This is a genomic window from Nonomuraea insulae, assembly GCF_042656245.1.
Genome location: NZ_JBHSPA010000041.1, coordinates 15,873 through 34,188 on the forward strand (window position 1 = coordinate 15,873; position 18,316 = coordinate 34,188).

General features: G+C 63.5%; 18 protein-coding genes. 8 read left to right on the top strand and 10 right to left on the bottom strand.

Translation table 11 applies throughout. The annotated features are described in order from the left end of the window. Positions 1-173: 173 nt before the first annotated feature. From ACFPZ3_RS33350 to ACFPZ3_RS33365, 4 genes are read right to left on the bottom strand one after another with little or no spacing between them, the layout of a single operon-like run. Positions 174-1,643, bottom strand: a complete 1,470-nt coding sequence (locus tag ACFPZ3_RS33350) for an SAVED domain-containing protein (protein ID WP_379518277.1) — start codon at positions 1,641-1,643, stop codon at positions 174-176. Then, on the bottom strand, positions 1,640-2,548 hold the full coding sequence (locus ACFPZ3_RS33355; RefSeq protein ID WP_379518278.1) for an AAA family ATPase: 909 nt from the start codon (positions 2,546-2,548) through the stop codon (positions 1,640-1,642). Before ACFPZ3_RS33355 ends, ACFPZ3_RS33350 begins: the two co-directional genes overlap by 4 nt. Then, on the bottom strand, positions 2,545-3,054 hold the full coding sequence (locus tag ACFPZ3_RS33360; RefSeq protein WP_379518279.1) for an HORMA-1 domain-containing protein: 510 nt from the start codon (positions 3,052-3,054) through the stop codon (positions 2,545-2,547). Before ACFPZ3_RS33360 ends, ACFPZ3_RS33355 begins: the two co-directional genes overlap by 4 nt. Next, positions 3,051-4,043, bottom strand: coding sequence for a CBASS oligonucleotide cyclase (locus ACFPZ3_RS33365; RefSeq protein ID WP_379518280.1), 993 nt, complete (start codon positions 4,041-4,043; stop codon positions 3,051-3,053). The genes ACFPZ3_RS33360 and ACFPZ3_RS33365 overlap by 4 nt, the downstream gene beginning before the upstream one ends. Before the next feature lie 279 nt (positions 4,044-4,322). On the opposite strand from ACFPZ3_RS33365, the gene ACFPZ3_RS33370 reads away from it, so the two are divergent. The 4 genes from ACFPZ3_RS33370 (at position 4,323) to ACFPZ3_RS33385 (ending at position 9,656) form a co-directional block, all read left to right on the top strand. Continuing rightward, positions 4,323-5,438 (top strand): helix-turn-helix domain-containing protein, encoded by a 1,116-nt coding sequence (locus tag ACFPZ3_RS33370; protein ID WP_379518281.1) that lies wholly within the window; start codon positions 4,323-4,325, stop codon positions 5,436-5,438. A 982-nt stretch (positions 5,439-6,420) separates the two neighbouring features. Then, on the top strand, positions 6,421-7,407 hold the full coding sequence (locus tag ACFPZ3_RS33375; protein ID WP_379518282.1) for a hypothetical protein: 987 nt from the start codon (positions 6,421-6,423) through the stop codon (positions 7,405-7,407). Between the two features lie 1,441 nt (positions 7,408-8,848). Further along, the gene (locus ACFPZ3_RS33380; protein WP_379518283.1) at positions 8,849-9,238 is read left to right on the top strand and encodes a hypothetical protein; all 390 of its coding nucleotides are present in this window, start codon (positions 8,849-8,851) and stop codon (positions 9,236-9,238) included. A gap of 112 nt (positions 9,239-9,350) precedes the next feature. Beyond that, the gene (locus ACFPZ3_RS33385) at positions 9,351-9,656 is read left to right on the top strand and encodes a hypothetical protein (protein ID WP_379518284.1); all 306 of its coding nucleotides are present in this window, start codon (positions 9,351-9,353) and stop codon (positions 9,654-9,656) included. Between the two features lie 357 nt (positions 9,657-10,013). Here the strand turns inward: ACFPZ3_RS33385 and ACFPZ3_RS33390 are convergent, their stop codons facing one another. Together ACFPZ3_RS33390 and ACFPZ3_RS33395 are read right to left on the bottom strand one after the other, a co-directional pair. Next, positions 10,014-10,385 carry a hypothetical protein gene (locus ACFPZ3_RS33390; protein ID WP_379518285.1) on the bottom strand — a complete coding sequence of 124 codons (372 nt, stop codon included), beginning with the start codon at positions 10,383-10,385 and terminating at the stop codon, positions 10,014-10,016. A gap of 361 nt (positions 10,386-10,746) precedes the next feature. Beyond that, the gene (locus tag ACFPZ3_RS33395) at positions 10,747-12,171 is read right to left on the bottom strand and encodes a hypothetical protein (protein WP_379518286.1); all 1,425 of its coding nucleotides are present in this window, start codon (positions 12,169-12,171) and stop codon (positions 10,747-10,749) included. A gap of 321 nt (positions 12,172-12,492) precedes the next feature. On the opposite strand from ACFPZ3_RS33395, the gene ACFPZ3_RS33400 reads away from it, so the two are divergent. Next, positions 12,493-12,759 (top strand): hypothetical protein, encoded by a 267-nt coding sequence (locus ACFPZ3_RS33400; protein WP_379518287.1) that lies wholly within the window; start codon positions 12,493-12,495, stop codon positions 12,757-12,759. Between the two features lie 274 nt (positions 12,760-13,033). Next, positions 13,034-13,279 carry a hypothetical protein gene (locus ACFPZ3_RS33405; protein ID WP_379518288.1) on the top strand — a complete coding sequence of 82 codons (246 nt, stop codon included), beginning with the start codon at positions 13,034-13,036 and terminating at the stop codon, positions 13,277-13,279. A 780-nt stretch (positions 13,280-14,059) separates the two neighbouring features. Here the strand turns inward: ACFPZ3_RS33405 and ACFPZ3_RS33410 are convergent. The 3 genes from ACFPZ3_RS33410 to ACFPZ3_RS33420 all read right to left on the bottom strand — a co-directional run bounded on the left by ACFPZ3_RS33410 (position 14,060) and on the right by ACFPZ3_RS33420 (position 15,766). Beyond that, complete coding sequence (locus tag ACFPZ3_RS33410) at positions 14,060-14,551, bottom strand: hypothetical protein (protein WP_379518289.1); 492 nt, start codon at positions 14,549-14,551, stop codon at positions 14,060-14,062. A gap of 385 nt (positions 14,552-14,936) precedes the next feature. After that, positions 14,937-15,374: a hypothetical protein gene (locus ACFPZ3_RS33415; RefSeq protein WP_379518290.1), complete on the bottom strand. Its 438-nt coding sequence runs from the start codon at positions 15,372-15,374 to the stop codon at positions 14,937-14,939. Between the two features lie 203 nt (positions 15,375-15,577). Next, complete coding sequence (locus ACFPZ3_RS33420; RefSeq protein WP_379518291.1) at positions 15,578-15,766, bottom strand: hypothetical protein; 189 nt, start codon at positions 15,764-15,766, stop codon at positions 15,578-15,580. Between the two features lie 445 nt (positions 15,767-16,211). Between ACFPZ3_RS33420 and ACFPZ3_RS33425 the strand changes: the two genes are divergently transcribed. Beyond that, positions 16,212-16,793, top strand: coding sequence for a hypothetical protein (locus ACFPZ3_RS33425; protein WP_379518292.1), 582 nt, complete (start codon positions 16,212-16,214; stop codon positions 16,791-16,793). Between the two features lie 101 nt (positions 16,794-16,894). Continuing rightward, positions 16,895-17,563: an RICIN domain-containing protein gene (locus ACFPZ3_RS33430; protein WP_379518293.1), complete on the top strand. Its 669-nt coding sequence runs from the start codon at positions 16,895-16,897 to the stop codon at positions 17,561-17,563. Between the two features lie 247 nt (positions 17,564-17,810). On the opposite strand, the gene ACFPZ3_RS33435 is transcribed toward ACFPZ3_RS33430, so the two are convergent. Further along, complete coding sequence (locus ACFPZ3_RS33435; protein ID WP_379518294.1) at positions 17,811-18,131, bottom strand: hypothetical protein; 321 nt, start codon at positions 18,129-18,131, stop codon at positions 17,811-17,813. Positions 18,132-18,316 lie beyond the last annotated feature (185 nt).

Consider the following 18,316-nt stretch of genomic DNA (forward strand, 5'->3'; position numbering starts at 1 on the left):
CACGAGCTGAATCTACGACGAACCATCCCAAGATCCACGTATTCAGCAGAATCCGGCGCGTCTACCCCAAAGCGGACCCAGCTCAACAGCAGGCTGAATGGATACGTCGCCCCGCCAAGCGGTACCCATGAACTCGGGAAAAGACGTCGTACTTCAGATAACCCAGAATGTGACTAGTTGGGAATGAGGAAGGCTGGTTCGTAACCGTTGACTGCGAGGTCTTCGTAGGTTTGAGTGCTGGGAACACGATCCCAGATGCCACCTAGCAGTACTGCAAATCCGGAGGGTGTGGCGAGGAAAAGATGGAGCACTGGGGGTTTATTAGTGCGTGCAATCTCCCGGGCAAGGTCACGGATGGCGAGCGCGACTCCAAAGGCGTGTTCCAGACCTGTGAGACTCGAATTAGAGGTCCCCGTGGATGGCCGAACCGTCAGGAGCGGAATATCACTGCCAGTTGAGATAAGATATTGGCGGACATCCGCGGTCAGGTCGGCGGCGATTGCGACAGCAAGAGCAATATCTCGTCCAACCGTCAGGTCGCTGAGCGGGCGAGAAAGAGAGATCGGTGCGGGCTCTACGTGGCGGGTCGGTCGGACCCAAAGTTCCCCGTCTTTGACCTTTGCGACGGTGAACCCTGCGGTCTCCTGGAAGATCACCCCTGCAGTGAACCAAGTGGGAAGCCGCATGGTTCCCGTGACGAGTATGCGACGAGCACGGAGGCTTCGCAATTTCCGCTGTGCTTCGATGAGTTGTAGCCGAAGGATGCTGTCCCACTCTTGTGGGTTTTTCAAGCCTCGGCGATTGCGGGCTTCGCTACCGCAAAACCGGTCCGCCCAGGTTAAGGTGATCGCAGCGTCGGGGTTCGCCGTGTGTTCGTCGAGGGAGTTTATTGCGATGATGGTGAACGGTTCAGTGGCGTGAAGGCCGAGTCGGTCGACAGCGTCACGGATGTCGTCGGCTCTTCTTTCGGCGCGGTTGGTCTTAACCCATTCCCGGACTTCGGCGATTCCGAGCCGGTAGGCGGTGTCGTCGGCACGGACTCCGGCTGCGTAGCTGATTTCGGCGATGTGGTCTCGCCAGACCGCTTCGGAGGCGTCGGTACGCAGTCGCAGGTCGGCGAGGAAGGCGAAAAGTTCGTCGTCGGTGCAGCCCAAGTGCTCGACGAGGCGGCCACGGCCCGCCAAGGCGTGAGCCGTCGTTGTGTATCTGAGCCGCTCGCCGAGTCGATCGTGGCGATCTCGCAGGGTCAGGACTGGATCATCGGGGTCGATGGAGCGAGTGGTGACCAGGGTCACTTGGGGGTGCTTCTCGTTCCGAGAGAGGTCGCTCCAGGCGTGGTGGAATCGTTGCAGGATGCTCGCTCCTCCAGATCGCGTTGGCTCGCACAGCCAGTCGAGGGTCGCGGCTCGTTCTGCGGATACCGTCGCTTTGACCTGGAGGTATTCGTTGGGGCCAGGGTCTTTGGCGATCACGACGTCATCCACATTGCCGACTTGAGCAGCTTCGACAGTGACGGCTTGGACTCCGGTGTGCGGAACCAGTGTGCGCAGGGCGGCATGCCACGCTACGGCGTGTTGCACGTCATCGCCGGTCAAGCGGGCGCCGCTCGCACTCGGGCGCTTCATGCTGGGCGGCGGCTTCATGGTTGTGCCGTGAACGGAGGCGTCGGAGGGCAAGCGCGGATCTGCTCGGCGATGAGTTCTGCGGTGATGGGATCGGCGGGGTATGCGGCCATACAAGTCGCCGAGAGGATTCTGTCGACCAGGTCAGAGTAGGTGTGGCCATATCCACGGTCTCCTGGCCCTGTCAGTTCGACCAACTGCCTCAACTCCGACGAACTGAGAGGGACTCCCTCGAAGAGATCCGTGATGATGGCAGCACGCTGAGTGTCCTCGGGTCGGCTGAAATCGAATTCGGCTGCGGCCCTGCGACGGATGGCAGGGTCGAGGGCGCCGATCCGGTTGGTGCACATGACCACCAGCACTCCGGACACCTCGGTTGCGACCTGGCTGATGCCGCGGATCAGCGCGTTCACCCCGGCCCGGTCCTCATGGTGCATCTGGCTGGCTTCGCGAGATTGGGCTAGGGCATCGGCCTCGTCGATGATCAGGATGGTGGGTCTTGTCGTGCCGGCGGTGCGGGCCTCGTCGAGCACGGTGTCGAACGCTGTCCCGATGAGCCGGGTCATCTCACCGACGGCGCCAGTCCCACGGGCGCGCAGGCTCAATCGTTTGACGCGCACGTTAATGCGGTGTCGGCGGGCGACAGCGTCGGCGAAGGTCTCTGCCAGCGTGGTCTTTCCGGTGCCCACGTCGCCGGCGAAGATGATCAATGGAGGGCGGTGGGCTAGACGGTCGATTGCGGGCAGCACAGTCTTGTGGGTGCGGAGGCTCCACTCCTGCAGCAGGTGTGGCTGAAGAATCAGTTCGGCTTCTTTCGCCAAACGGGCCTTGATGGGGTCGAGCCCGATCAAGCGGGCGTAGCGCTGCTGGGCCGAGGGGTCGGGGAGATCGAGGTCGTCCTCGAAGAGTTCGCGGCTGGTGGTCATAGCGGTCTGTACGTGTTCCTGTTGAATCCCGTCCCGTGGGCCGAGTAGGTGCGGTCGGAGGTGTGGTAGCCCCCGGTGTAACCCGGAGCGGGAGCACTGGTGCGGGCGAAGGGCAGAAGCTCGACGAAATCATCTCGATCGGCGCCGACTAGTTGTGACCATTTCCAGCTGTAGTACAGGTAACTGGTGAAAATGGCCCCGTCGGTGTTGGCATGGCGGTAGATTCCGCCAGCGCGATCGTCGGTGACGAGAGTCCCGTCAGCACTGGTGTACTCCAAGGAGAGTATCCATTTTCCGCTGCGCTGGAACCCATAGATGATCTTGTCCACGTAGCGGCCGTAGGATAGCAGCGCTGCTTCCAAGGCATAATTCTCGATGTCGTCGTCGGAGGGCGAGCCGTAGTAACGCTGCACCTGCCGTAGATCGGTGGCGATCTTTGAGACGACGTACTTGGCCGAAGCCAGGCTATAAGTCTGCGACTCGGTGCGGGTGTAAGACGTTGTCATTCCTTGCCCCGGAACTTGCTGCCGAGCACGACCTGCCAGCACTTCACGGCCTGATCGTTCGTCGTGGCGAAGTTCGCCTCAGTGATCGCGTCCAAGGCAACTTCGGCCGCGTCCACGATTCGGACGCGATCGCTGTCCTCGTACAGGCGAGCGGTGTTGTTCATCGGGTTGACTGGATCGAAGATCTCAATTTCCCCGACCCTCTCATTCGGCAGTTCCAATGCGGAGTAATAGGCGTCGAACGCGATCCGCTCACGCAGTTCGGTCCTCACGATGTAGTCAAAGAACCCCTCCAGCGCGCCGACGTAGTCGGTGAAGTCGACGCGCCCGGTGTCCAGCAGGTGTGCGCAGATCAGCTCGATCATGAAGGACTTGAACCGGAACTTGTCTCCCTGGCTACTCATGTTCTGCTCGCGCACCCACCACTTCACAAGGCGCACTACTTGCGCCCAGTCCTCAGGACAGGCGTTCTTGCGGGCTTGGACGAAGGCCAGGTGCAGGCGGACACTGGTGAGCAACCAATCCGTCCGGTCGACCGCCTCCTTGGCGATCAAGTAGCCACGGTCATCGGGGTCGCCTTCGTAGAGCACCGGCACGACATCGACGTTGGTGCCGCTGGACTTGAAGTAGACGTTGACGCAGTGCGTGCCCGGCGTGATCTGTGACGGGTCGAGCAACCCCTTGTACGCTTCACGGAGACGTTCGGCGATCCACTCCACGATCTCGGCCTCCTCGACGGGGGCATCGTCACGCTGTACGTAAATCGCCACGTCGAAGTCGTTGAAGGTGCGAAGCGCAGTCCCCTTGGCAACCGACCCCCCGTGAAGCATCTTCACCAGCGAAAACCCGGGATAAGCCGCAATGTGCGACTTCAGTCGATCACGCAAGGTGTTCACTTGCTTACGCTTCTCGATCGCCATGTCGCGCGGCAGATTGACCACGCGCGCCGCGAAGGCCTTTACGTAGGCATGTGTGATCTTTCGCTCCACATCCGCACCCCCTGTAGCCCTCGTCGGTATGCCCGCCCTTCGGGCTTCAACCCCGCCCCCGCTGGCGATGTACCTCAGATTTGAACATCATCTTCTCGAATGTGGGTAGCGTACACGACTCAAGACCTCCTCAAGTCAAGAAAGTTCCTTCCCCTCCAGCCTGCATCGACGGCCCAACTTGACCCACCAGTAACCAAGGCATGCCTAAGATGTGAGCGGATCAAACAAGATCGAACCGTTCGCCGGCCAGCGGACCGGACCTTGCTTCGGAGACGAGACGTGAGCGACCCGCAACTTGACCCCCGCGACATCGCGGCCCTTTTTGACCGCACCAGACTGCGATTGGCGCGCGAGCTTCGGGGGTTTACCCAGGTACAGCTCGCCCGGGAGGTCGGTTCTGTCACCGCGGCCTCGATCAGCCAGTTCGAGAACGGTCACGCCAGGCCCGCTTCATCAACCCTGCACAGGCTTTCGGTGGTCCTGCGTGTGCCGCTGCCCTTCTTCGCAGCTCCAGCTCGCCCACCCGCCCAAGCGGAAGTCGGCGGGTTCTTTCGAAGTCTCCGATCCACCTCTCCCCGGGATCGCCAACAAGCGCTGGCCTTTGTCCACCTCGCGCGTGAACTCGCTCTCGAACTCGAGAAGTATGTTGCGCTTCCGAGTCTCAATCTTCCACGCATTCCTGTCGACGAAAGAGTTTCGCTTCATTCTGGTGATATTGAGCAGGCCGCAGCTCAGGTGCGACACCAGTGGAACGTGCCTGTTGGCCCCATTCACGATATAGTGAGGCTTCTAGAGAGGAATGGAATTGTTGTGATTCGATTTCGCGTCAGCATCGAGAAAGTTGATGCATTCTGCGTAGACTTTTCGGACAGGCCTGTTGTCGCATTGGGGGCAGACAAAGGATTGCGCGATCGCTCACGCTTCGACGCTGCGCATGAGCTGGGCCATCTTGTTCTACATGGTGTCAACGGCCAAATCGGCGACAAGCTGACCGAAAATCAAGCTAACGAGTTTGCCGCCGCGTTCCTCATGCCGGCTAATGAAATTAGAAATGAGCTTCCAGATCGACTCGACTGGCCCTCATTTCTCCGCCTGAAGGCGAAATGGCACGTTTCTCTGGCTGCCCTCCTGGTCAGGGCAAAGACGCTCGGCGTCATGAGTGAGCATACCTACGCGCAGGCATGGAAGGCTTTGTCTGTACGAGGATGGCGAAAAGTGGAACCGGGCCCCCTAGGAAATCCGGAGGCCCCAGTTCTCCTACACCGTGCGCTGGCTCTGATGGAAACGACAGGAATCTCATTTCGTGAATTTATCAACCGGTCGGGACTTCCCGAATTGGACATCCATACTCTGCTCGACAGAGATATTATCGAGCGGCCTCGTGTAGAGCTTTGATTGGTCTCATGGCCTCTACTCGGATAACACACGGTCGAGAAGCTGGGCCTCGAAGTCGGTGATCCGCTTGTGCAGGAAGCAGTTGTTCGAACGGGACGCTTGGGGCTTTCCGCTACGATGCGCTTCTGTCGATCACGTAGACGGCGAATCCCCGAGACCCAGTCATCACCCCATCGTTTCTCCATTGGGGTAGCACATCACGGGGCTTCGCTCGTGCGTATCCTGATCCTTCTATTTGAGTTCGTCGATTGACACGCCTTCGAAGTTGCATACCGCCTGCGCTTCACCAGCGACCTGCTGCTTGACCGGCGCATTAAACCCGAACAACCGCCCGCTGCTCCTCAATCGCCAGAACGTCCTGATCGCCGCCAGTGTCGGTCCGTCATCGGCGAGCGGCTCGTCGTCGTGGTAAGGGCATGCAGGTCATCGCCCACAAGGAGCACCGCACCCCGCGCCCAGCTTTGCTTCACCGGCATCGCCAGGTGCCGCGTCACCTGCTTCGTCACCAACACCCGACGCGGTCAGCTCGCCGATTTGAAGCCGCGCTACTGCCGCCAGGCTCGCACCGTGAACCGCATCCGCTGCGTCAGAGACACCGACCTCACGATCAAGAAAGACATCTTCCGCGGACTCGCGGACCCCGCCCACCCAACGCGACAGCCGGGCCAGCACGCGACCACGCCACGCATTTGAGCCTTTGATCAGACCGACTGACTGGCCGCGCCGAGACCACGCAGACTGAGGCTGGCGTAGTGGTGTTTCCTGTGGCGGTGAAGGCCTGAAGCCCTCATATCTCGCTGACTGCCCGGTCGGCTGCCTCACCAGTGACGCGTGGCCAGGTTAATTTTGCGCCTTGCCGACCTACTATGACACCCCAACTACCGCAAACTACCAGCCGATGAGACAAGGAGTCGTTAATATAGCCGTAGATTCCACATCATTTTAAAAGGTCACTGCAGATGCCTGGGAAGGGAACGTTCCCGTGGGTAGTCGGAAGAAGGACGCCAAACACCGCCGGCGCGAGCAACGCCTTGCCGAGCGCGCCAGCCGCTTCGAACGTCACGCCGCGCTTGTGGTCGAGCGCCACGGTGACCCTCGATACGTCCAGAGAACGTTGAACCCAGACGGCTCCCAGTCGCTCACCCTGCCACCCGAAATGATGGACTTGATGCTCCAACAGCGCGAGCGCTTCCGCGAAAAATTCGGACGAGACATTCGGCCAGACGACCCGATCTTCTTCGATCCAGATGCAGAGGAGCCTGTTCCCGTACCCGCAGAGCACTATGAGGAGCTGCTTCAGGCCTTCGCGGACGATACCGATGATCCCGAGCTCCGCTCCCTTGCACTGGCCAGCTTGGACACGGGGTACATGGTCACCGAGCTGAATCAGCACCTGTTCACCGCCCACGAGGTCGAAGCCTTCAGCGCCTCCGTCACCAAACACCTGGAGGTGCATACCCAGCAGGAAGGCCTGATCGATTTCATCGAGAGCCGCATGCAGGCGGTCATCGGCATGATCGCCGATGGATCTGCCGATGTGGATCTGCCACGCTTCCTTATCGAAGAGCTACTCTCCGAAAGATCCGAGGCGAGCGAGCACGACGCTGGCCTTGTGATCTCGATGATGCTTGCGGTCCCGTTGAGACTGCTCGTCTCTGCCAAAGCAGCAGGCATCGGTGAGAACGAGCTCAACATCGCGGCTCAGTGGATCGCAGATAACCTCGGCGGGGTCGACTACGCCGGGCCCGCCTCCGCCGTCGCGACGGCTATCTGGGGCGGAGATGGCCAGTCCCACCTTGAACAACATCTGGGCACATCCGAACCTACCTTCAACGACATGCACGAACTCCTCGGGCAGGACTTCGCCCCGGCAATGATGTGGCTGTGCGCAGGCCTGATCGCGACCGCAGGAGACGGAGACATCGAGTGGCTTCGTGTCATCTCCCAACGCGAAGACAGTGACACGTAGCAGCCACGATCGTGCAGGTCTCGAACCGCTTAGCGGGACAAACCGATTGGTCAAGGTGCGGCCATGGGCGTCGGGGCGCTCCGCCGGTACCGGGATTGGATGCTCGGCGGATGCTCATCGGTCTGCGGTACGGCATGACACCGGACGGCATTTTTGGACATTTTCAGAACGACATTTACCGGCGGAGCAATATAATTGGATTCGCTGCGGCATCTTCCAGCACCATAGCTGCTGACTTTTAATCCGTAGGTTCCGGGTTCGAGCCCCGGGCGCCCTACCACTCCATACCCCACCCGACCTGCACTTTCTCGATTCTCGAGCATCTTCTGCGAGGCGCAGATGGCCGAGTTCATGCTCGTTACATGCTCTTCGGCACGCGTCCGGCACATCGGCGGGTTGACAGCGTGATCGAAATGAGCCGGTTTGCGCTGCCGGGTATCGGGCGCCTGAGACCGGATCGTCAAGCCACACCCGAACGACACCCAACAGAAGGGCATAGCGGAAGGGTCGGCGGGCGGGACACGCCAGGCTTGACCGCAGACCCGTCCAAGCACTGGTCAAGCCGCCTCCGGCCGAATTCACACGCCTTCACGGTGAATGCCGCAACGAGCTCCTCCGCAGAACAGATCCGCTCATGATCGCTCGTTTGCCCTTCTGCGAAGCATCGTCTTCGTCCTGCCCGCAGTTGCGCCTGCCGAAAACGTTCATCCAGTACAAGCGGCAGGTGAGTACTCGTGCAGGACGCCTCCGAGTCGATCTTGTCGGCGCGTGTTCCACCACGTACGTCGTCGGAACGCCTGATCGTAGGTGGAAAGCGCGGGCGTATCGTTGAGCACCCCTTCACCGGACAGTTTCGCGGACTGGCCAAACGAGACGACGTTTTCACAGGTCGCTGCTCTGGTTCTTGGATGATCTCGGTGGTCTCGTTGACGCCCTCTAACGGACACCACGCGAAGAGGGCAAAAACCGCACGAGGCCAGGGAGGGCCGCGGGACGTCAGACCGGGCAGCGGACGGGGCTGGTTGTTATGGGGCACGGACGAACTCCACAGCGGACGGGGAGCCGACCGCGGAGCCCGAGGCCCGCGTCTGCCTGGCCGGCCTACGACCGGTTGTGGTCGCGCGTCGTGAGGGGCCGCGCGTGAGGGGGTGTCTCGGATCCCCTCAAACGATCTTTTCTAGGAGCGTGTGGCTAAAATGCTCCAGACCGTGAAGGGTCGGCAGGGACCCCGCCACGAACCCAAACCGGGTTGATCTTGCCTCGCAACTGGCCGTCCGCCCGGCAACTCCACCACCCAGAAGCGGTGCCCAGGGTCCGAAGACCTTACTCTTCGGCTACCCAAACATAGTCACTCTTTGTAGTTCAATGACTACTGACAGTAGTGATCGCGGGGCCGGGACTCACCATGAGGATCGCGCCGCGCCATGACGAAGAGAGACACATGATCACCACGAAGATGCGCGCACGCCTCACGGCCGCAGTGCTGGCCGGCACCGCGATCCTGGCACCCACCGCCGCCTACGCGGCCGCGCCCTCGCCCTACGCCCAGGCCGCCGCCGCCGTCCAAAGGGACGGCACCCTCGACCACGGCAAGAACATCGTCTCCGTCACCCGCTGGGGCACCGGCCGCTACTGCGTCCGCGTCGGAGCCGACATCGACCTCTCCAAAGAGGTCGTGCAGGTCACTCCGTGGCGGGACTACAACAAGACCTACGGCATCTGGACCCCGCACAGCCACTGCAACAACCAGATCAACACCATCCTGGTCGCCGTCAACGAAAGCGACACCAAGCAGGCCGCCGACGCCGGCTTCTACCTGACCATCCCCTGAGGACCCTGAGGACCCCCGCCCGGCCGATCGCCTCAGCAGCGGCGCAGCCCAGCCACGAGAGCGCGGCGCTGCCCGGAACCGTTCTTCGCGAAATGAAAGTCAGGAGCACCACATGATGTCTCGCCACCGGGCCGCCACCGTCCTGGCCGGCACCGCCGCCCTCGCCCTGCTGGGAGCCGCGGTCCCCGCCCAGGCCGCCACCGGCCAGATCGTCGTCTTCTCCCAGGAGCTTGTGCCGCTGACCACCTGGGACAACCCCACCGGCTGTCATCAGCTGCCCATGAGCGCGCACCAGGTGAACAACCAGACCGACGGCGACGTCCAGGTCCACAACGACCCGCTCTGTCTCACCCCTGGCATGACCATCCGCCCCGGCTACGGCGCGCGTGTCATGCCCGGGGGAAGCTTCAGCGCCTAACCAGACGCCCATCCAGGCCCTCCGCAGGGTTCGCGAGACCAGCCGCAGCGTAACTCGGCGTGCTCACGACCCTCGGAGGGGATCGCGGGGGGCGGGGTCGCTTGCGGGAAGGCGCGTTCTCGCAAGCGTGAACCGTACGACGTACGATCAACTTTCGAGAGACCGCCACCTCCGCCCCGCCGTGCTGGGGACGGCCGGGCGGAGGCGCGGGGAGAGACATTCCTTCAGGCGCTGAAAGACCCCCCAGTGGCTCATCACCGGGGATGGCTTCGGACCCGGTGAACGCCCCTCTCCGTCGAAAACCCCCGAACCCCTCCCGTTCCTGGTCGAGATCACGGCGACATCGAGTGTCGCCAGTCATCCCATGTGGACGGTGATCTCGTCGGTGAAGCTGCTCCAGAGGCCGTCGGCCAGTTCGGCCCTGATCTTCACCCGGTACTCGGCGGCGGGCTCGGTGTCCAGGCACGCCCAGTGGGTGCGGGCCATTGTCCAGCCAGGCATGTGGTCGGTCCAGGAGACGTCGAAGGCTTCCTTCCTCTCGCCGTCCAGCCACAGCTCGTAGTGCTTGGGATAGGGCGCGTCTCCGTTGTTCCAGTCGGGCGGCGGCGGCCAGTCCTCGCCGTGGTTCTGCCCCACCGCCCACTCCAGTTGGATGCCGCGACTGCCGTCGTCTCGAGGAACGGATTGTGCTGTGAGATTGCGCGGTGGCGAGATTGCGGTTTCGGACATACAAGCCTCCTGTTTCGCGGACGATGGATTGAAAGGGTGGTAATGCGTGACCTTGACGAGGAGTTGAAAGAGGGTCCTCTGGTCGTCGCTCTGTGCGACGACCGGGCGGAACATCCGATCCAGCGTTATCGCGTCACAAGGCGCCCGATTCGTCCCCGAACGCCCGGACCGAAACCTGCCCTCTGCATGGGACATCGTCGCGCACCGTGACCTGCAGCGACACCTCTCGTCTGGGCCGCGTGGCGCGAGTCTTACCGGCGGGTCCGCCGTGAAGCGCCGCCGGCCCCCATGGCAGGGCACCGGCGGCATGTCGCGCCAACGGTGTGGCGATCACCTCAGGAACCGAGCTCCGTGACGATGCTCATCGGTCGGCGGTTTCTGCCGGGATGATCTTGATCTGGTCGGCCATCTCCCAAAGGCTCTTGAGGGGTGTGCCGTCCTCGGCGAGAGCAGCCGGCGAAAGGTCGCTCACCTGAGGGGGCGGCTGGTCGGAGTACGGGTAAGTGCGGCCGATGTAGTAGCCGTTGTCGAAGGTCAGGGTGGCGTTGGTGATCGTTTCGTCGTCGGCGCGGACCGGGATGATCTCATGGCTTTCCGACCACAGGGCACCGGCGTGGCCGGCGGGCACGTTGTAGGTGACGCCCACATTCTTGGATTGCATGCTGGTGACGCCGGTGCGGCTGCTGTAGCCGCTTTCGACGGAGGTGTTGACCGAGGTTTCCATGCTGATGCTGGTGCCCATGCCGAACGGCTTGGCGGAGGCTTCGACGCCCACGGTGACGCCGACCGTGACCCCGGTACTCTGCCAGAACTCCTCCGATTTCTCGGTGGAGACGCCTTGCTCGACGGTCTCGGAGATCTGCCCGCCGCCCCCGCCACGGAAGTCCACGTGGCGCACGAGCTTGAACTGACGCCGGCGCAGCAGCTTGTAGAACGGGGAGTTCTCCGCCTTCCACCGGCTGGACCGCGAGGTGTCGGTGACCAGGTAGAACGGCACTGTGACGGCCCGGTCGGTGATGAAGGTCTGGGCCGGCGGCGCGTTGTAGTTCTCCAGATCGGGAGTGTCGGGGCCGTCGAACTTCTCCACCACGGCGGGCAGGTCCAGCACGTAGGTCGTGGCGGTGGGCGCGGGGTGATCGCCCCGGGCGAAGGACAGGGTGCCGACCGGCAGGATGAGGTGTTCCTCGGCGTCTCCGTACGGGTAGGGCGGGTTGACGTTGTAGCGTAGAACGCCGCGGATCGAGGATTGGCTCAGCTCGCCCCTTCGGGCGTAGGTGCGGCCGTTGTGGGTCTTCTTCACGCACGCCATCGCATCGGCGGACGGGACGTGGCCATCTCCTGCGGTGATGTAGATCCCCAGGGCGACATAGTCATCGGAGGGAGGGATGGGCTGCCAGGCGGTGGCCGCGATGAAGCCCGCCAGTTCGAACTTGGCTAGCGGGGTGTACCCGGTGGGAGCCTTGAGCAGATCACCCTGCGCGGAGCAGTCCTTGACCACCAGCGCGACGTCTGCCTCCGGGTCGCAGAGCACGGTGCCCAGGGACCGCCAGCCGGACGGCGGCACCGGGTTGAAGGCGATCAGCGCCGGTTTGAAGGTGCTGGTGAAGGCGAGTTCGAGGTCGCCGTAGCGTTGGGTCTTGGCCGCCGTGGTGCCGGCGGCGGGCGCGCCGGCCTGGGCGGCCCGGGTGGCCTGGGTGGCCTCGGCCACCACTTCGGCGACGTCCTGGTCGGTGGGGGCGGTTGCGGTCGCCGGCGTCTGGGTCCTGGTCTTGTCGGTGCTCGCCACGGTTCTCCTTGTCATCGAATGATCACTGCTTTTAGTGATCATTCGACGGCAATGAGTAACATTCGGTGAGGCGAAATCTCTACGCCTTTACGGCCCGAACCAAGATCGCTAGAGGATCCGAGCCATCCCCTGAGAGGCCGCCGGGATCACGTATGTCTCGTTTCGATGAGTAGCGATGTGGGCGATGGCGGGCGCTTCCCAACCTCGAATTTAGCGTTCCGTGATAAGATCATTACTAACAGTGTTCGCGGTTGAGGGGAAGCGCCGGGGCGAGTGGGTGCACTCCCGGCGCACCCTCCCCGCCCTATCTGAAGGAGAACCATGCGCCGTCTACTCGCCGTGTCCACCATCGCCGCCGCAGTCCTGCTCGGCCTGACCTCGTCGGCAGCTGCTCAACCGCCAACAGACTCTGCCACAAACTGCAGCGCGCCGGAGGCGGGGCCACTCGCAAACCTCTGGGGGGCCACATTCGCGTCGGCGCCTGCCACAGGTGCCGCCATGACGGGCTTCTGCCAGCACCTGGTCAACTTTGGCCTCGCCGACCACTCTCAACACGGCATCTTCGACGATCCTCAGTCGCAGCGCTGAGCAACGCAACCCGTCAGAGCCGTTCCCCGATTGGCGAAGGGGGCCAGGCCCTGCTTGACAGCCGCGGAGATCGGTGAACGAGCATAGATGGGCCTTGGGGAACGATGGGAACAGCGATTAGCGATACCCGCGAGCAACAAAGCTCGTGGTGATCACATGGGACGTGGCCGCCAGAAATCGGATACAGGAAGCGACGATTAAGTATCGTCACTAGAAGTAGTTCTACAACTACTGAGAGTGAAAACGTGGAGGCGGTCCTCACGAAAGGGTTGCCATGAAGCTCACCACGGCCCTCAGGCTCCTGCCCGCCGCACTCGGCGTCGCAATCGTCGCGGGCGGGGTTATCTCCACCCCTGCTCACGCCTCCACCTGGCAGTACTGGTCAACATCGGCCACCAACATGGGATGCCACGCCGAAGGACAGTGGATCAAAGCTACCCACGGGGTCATCGACTACCAATGCATCTCTCAGGGCGACCGGCCGTTCAACGTGTACTACCTGTATGCCTTGACGCCCTGACGTGAAGCAGGTCCGAAAGCGGACCTCGGAGGGGGCCGATAGGGCCGCCCCTTCGGAGTCCGCCTCGGACGCCCGGGCGCGCTCCCCACCTGGCCCCGGCCCATGCCGGGGCCTTTTGCCCGCCTGGGCCACACGGCGGCCAGGCTTCCCACGGCCCTTCCAGCCCGAGATGAGCGGCGTTATCGCGAGCCATTGCGCTCCCCTGGTCCGTCGGTTACTGGCAGGTATCGCTATTGGCTGTACCTGCCAGTCCCGAGGCCGTAGATGGCGCACGACCGTCTCACGGCCCGGCTCGGGCTTCAGTGGTGTTTCGTCCTGTCTCAGTGCCTGTTCCGGCGTCCTCCTCCCGCGGGTGGCCTCAGCCTCTAAGGTGGAGCGATCGTCGCAGGTCACCCCGCGTGACGACTTCTCATGGCGGGTGCGGGTTTCGGTCTGGACAGCCGGTGAGGCCGCCGCGGCCGCCGCGGTGCACAGCTCCGTTGCAGGTCAGCGAAACGGCCTGGGCCTCGCGGAGCGCGGCTGCGCTAATGGCAGCGCGCGCAACAACCATTTCCCTCCGATCCGATGGTCAGCCTCTGGCTGACAGTTTCGAGTCGTCGGGTGATGTATGGGCGTGTTCTGGCAAAGCAGTTCCTGATGTTCGTGCACGGGCGGGCGCGGACGCAAGCGGAGGGGCCGGGACTCTGGGGTGATGGTCTTTGTCCAGGAGTCCCGGCCCCGCAGGTGAGCGGGTCCGCGCGGACGAGTCGGCAGGCGACACCGCGGCGGCGCGGGGGCGGCTTAGGTCAGGACGATGTCGTTCTCTGCGGTCATGGAGGGCACCTTGGCCTTGATCGTGGCCGACTCCCCGCGGGCCCATCGGGGGCCCAGCTGGTCGGTGGTGAAGCGCACGTCCCACCGGTGCTCGGCGCCATCGCAGTAGAAGATGATTGCTTTACTGCCTTCGGCATCGCCCTGGCTGGCGGACACCTGGAGGAACGCCCTGTTGGGGTAGGTGTGGCAGGTGGCCGTGCCGGTGACGTGGAGCCGGTCGGAAGCACCTCCGGAGACTTCGGCGGAGTCGATGGTGAGCACGCCGCCCCGCGCGGACGCCGCGGTGGCGCCGGCGGCGACTGCGGGTGGGACGGTGAGCGCCCAGGCGCATCCGAGGACGGCTGCGGCCGCGGCCGCTTTGCGCGTCGCCGCTTTGTGTGACGTCTTCTGCGTGGTGATGGTGGCGAGCGCGGTGGCGGCTGCCGTGGCGGAGCGCTGATGGTGCCGGGTCAGGTGCATGATCTTCTCCTTGATAACTGTTAGCAACTAAAAGTTACTCTCAGTATTTACTCTCGCCAAGGTCAAATCCTGCGGAGATGGCCCTCCGCTGCCGAACGTGTCCCAAGCCGCCAGGTAGCGCTGAGCAACCGAACGCCCGTGGACGGTTGACATAAGAGTCGTTAGCGGGCACCGCGACCTGCGTAAACGTGCCCGCCATCGCTATCGCGGCACAAGCCGCCGGACTCATCCCCGAACGCTCGGACCGAAACCCGCACCTGCAGCGAGAAGTCGTCATGCAGGTGACCTGCGACGATCACTCCACCTTGGGGCTGGGCCACCCTCGGGAGGAGGACGCCGTTCCTAAGCTTTTGATCTTCCCTGGCAACGATCATGGCGCCTTGGACTAACCTGGAGCATCCTTGTGGGGTGGCGGAGAAGCGTCAGCGGCGATGTCCGGGTTGGGGCAGATCTTGCCGGGCTGGGTACGGCGCGATGCGCGGTTCTGCAGTTCGTCATGTCGCGCTCGGCATTGGCCGTGGGTGCGGAAGACCAAGGCCCGGGTGCCGGCGGTGCTGGACTGAGCGGCCGCGTACTCCTCATCCACCGCCCACCGGTAGAAGGTGGCCAGGATGCTGACGTGCTGGTTCCAGGTGGATGCCTTGAACCGGGCCCTCACCGGCCCAAAGCCGCGATGCGCCGCGTACACGCCCAATGCCATCTTCAGCCGCGTCCGTGTGTCGAACACCTCGACACCATGCTCGGCCAGGAACATCACCCAGTCCCGCAGCGCCTGCGCATAGATCGGCCACGAGTCCGGATTGGGGCAGCCGTTGATCGACACTTGGCGGCCGGTGCCCTGGCATTGAGCATGACACCGGAATGAGGCCGAAGCGCGGGCCCATTTAGCCACTGACATTCGATGGCAGAAGCCGCTGACGCTCTCGTGGCACTTGGCACCATCGCCTGGTGAGCACTGCATCTCAGCGGTGCGGAAGACAGCCTCAGCGGATGGGGAGCGAACCCCACCCGCGGACAACCGTGGGATCAGCGCCAGGCGGCGGGATCAGCCCAGGCGGGTCCAGCTCCGCGCTCGCCCCGACCCCACCCCGACAGATGGAATCCGTTGCCCGAGCCGTCACCGCCGGATGCGGTCTCGAACCGGTAGAAGGCTCGCAGGTTCTCTCGACGCAGCGGGTCGTTGAACGGGTATTCCGCCTCCAGCTCAGCGCCCATCAGCGCATACCCCGTCCACACCTCACCACGGCGAGGCTGCCGTTCAGCCACTCAAGGCCGTGGTCGAACGGCGACAAACCGAGATGCACCCTCTGGATGTCCACCAAGTCAAGGCTGCCGCGCGGCTCCAGGTAGATGCGGCTTCCCGCCACGGGGTCCTCCGTTCAGCGCAACGGCGACCCCACCACGGTTGTCACGCAGGGTAGGTACTCGCCCCCGACAGGGCTCGGCACTGTGCGTCACCTTACGTTGGGGCTGGAACGGCCGCTGAGTCCGGCCTCGGGGCGGTCCGCTTCCACGGGCGCGCTTGCAGCACACTCCTGATTGGGGCGCGATGGCAGGTGGCAGCGAGCGAGGTGGGGATTGCCAAAACTTAGTTACTTACTGTAATTAATGCATTACAGTAAGCGATGTGGTCATTGACGTTACCAGTCAAGCACCGGAGATGCTCTTGCGACAGATCCGCCCCATCCGCCCCATCCGCGCCGTCCTCACCGGCACCATCCTCACCCTGGCCCTCGCTGGGCTCTCACCAGCGAACCCCGCCCACGCCGCCGAGATCATCATCATCAACGGCTACAGCGAGACGGTGAGGGAATCGACCGGCAACCCCGTCGTCTGCCCGCATAATCAGGTCCTGGTCGGCCGCGCCCACTCCGGGGACGAGAACGGCAGCACTACCTACTACTGCGGCATGATTCTCATTGACGGGCAAGTCGCCACGGTGAGCGGACCGTCCTGGAGCGAGCCCCAGCGCGAGAGCAACTCCTTCTTCACCGCTCAGGGCAACCAGGTCCTGGTCGGCCGCGCACACTCCGGAGACGAGAACGGGCCCACCCGCTACGCCACCGCCAGCATGAGCGCCGGAGGGCGCGCCATCGAACTGACCTCCTACCGCTGGAGCCCAGGCCAGCGCGAAAGCAACAGCTACTCCAAAGCAGGCGACTACGAAGTCATGGTGGGCCGCTCGCACTCCGGCGACGAGAACGGCCAGACCCACTACCAATACGCCAGGATCGCCGGCTAGCCACCTGCGGTCTCCTCCTCCAGCCCGACGCGGACGGCATCACCCCGCCGGACAGCCGCTGCCCCGGGCGGCGCCGCCGGGCGACCTGCTGGGTGGACAGGATGAGCCCCTTAATCACCGTAAGCCATAGTTCATTACAGAAAGTGACTGATTGCTTCGGTGCCGAGAAGGCCGTTTCATGCTCCGCAGTCGATCAGTCGCGCAAGGAGGACGTGTTGTCGAAAACCCGCCAAGGCCGCAGCGCACGTGGCCTCATCAGAACCGCCCTGATGACAGCCCTGCTGCTCGGCTCCTGCGCCATGAGCGGCCCGGCCGCCGCAGCTACCGCCAACAGCCCCCAGGCCCCGGCTATCAAGCCGGGCACCTACCGGATCATCAACATGGCGGCGTACACCTCGATGCGGGCCTACGCCCCACGGGAGCAGGCCCTCGTCGTTGGCACCGACCCAAATCCGGGCTCGTTCGAGCTCTGGAAGATCGAACGATTCGAAAACGGCTACACCATCCAGAACGTCGGCATCCACGCCACGACGTTCTCCAGCTACGCCGCGCCGGCATGGAGAGGCGAGAGGGCGTCGATCGCCACCTTCGGCGAACCTTTCCCCTGGTCCATCGAGCCGGCGGGCGAGGACACCTACATCATCAAGATGCCCGATCGGGACCTGCTCTGGGAGGCCGAGCCCCCGGCCTTCCCGCTGGGCGATGTGCGCCTGCACACCGACGACGGCTCCGACAACCAGCGCTGGAGCCTGCTGCCCGACACAGGCTGAAGGGAAACGTCCACGAAACCCTCGCCTGACCACCCAGGACACCCGTCCCCGCGAAGGGAGCTCCTGCTCCCCCACGACAATCTGTTATCCGGCTTCGAGCCACCCCTGACAAAGCGATGGCCTGCCCCTCACGCGAGGAGGCAGGCCATCGCCGCGCTCAGGCCCTGCCTCGCTCATGTATGAGACACAGACGCCTGAGACGGCTTGACAGATCACATAACACCGTTGTCGTAGGCACAGATGGTGGTCAGTGTGTCGGGCGTGGCCAGGCGGATTCCTTTACCAGGTGGAGTGGTCGAGCGTGGGGGTGGAGCGCCGGAGGGATCTCGCGGCGGGAACGGGTGAGCAGGGCGTGCCGGTGGTCGGCGATGATCCGCGCGGCTTCGTGGACGATGGAGTCTCGCTGGATGTCCCGCAGGAACGGCGACAGGCCGGTCGGGTTCGAGCCGGTGAGGTCGTCGAGCTCGGCGCCGGAGATGAAGACTCGGTTCACGTACCGTTCGACTCCGGCCAAGAGGCTGCGCTCCATGTACGCTCTGAAGTCCTCGGTGGCCTCGTCGTACGTCACGCGCACGAAGGCGGGCCGCGCACCACTGTGGCCGCGTCATGACCGCCTCTGGGAGTCGATCAATGTCTGGGGCCTGGACGAGGGCGGCGCGGCCCGTTCACGAGCGCTGTGAGCGCGTCCAGGAACAGGAACCGGCCGTGCTCGTCGCGCAGATTTTCCGGGATCGTCTGCGGCGAGTGCCACGC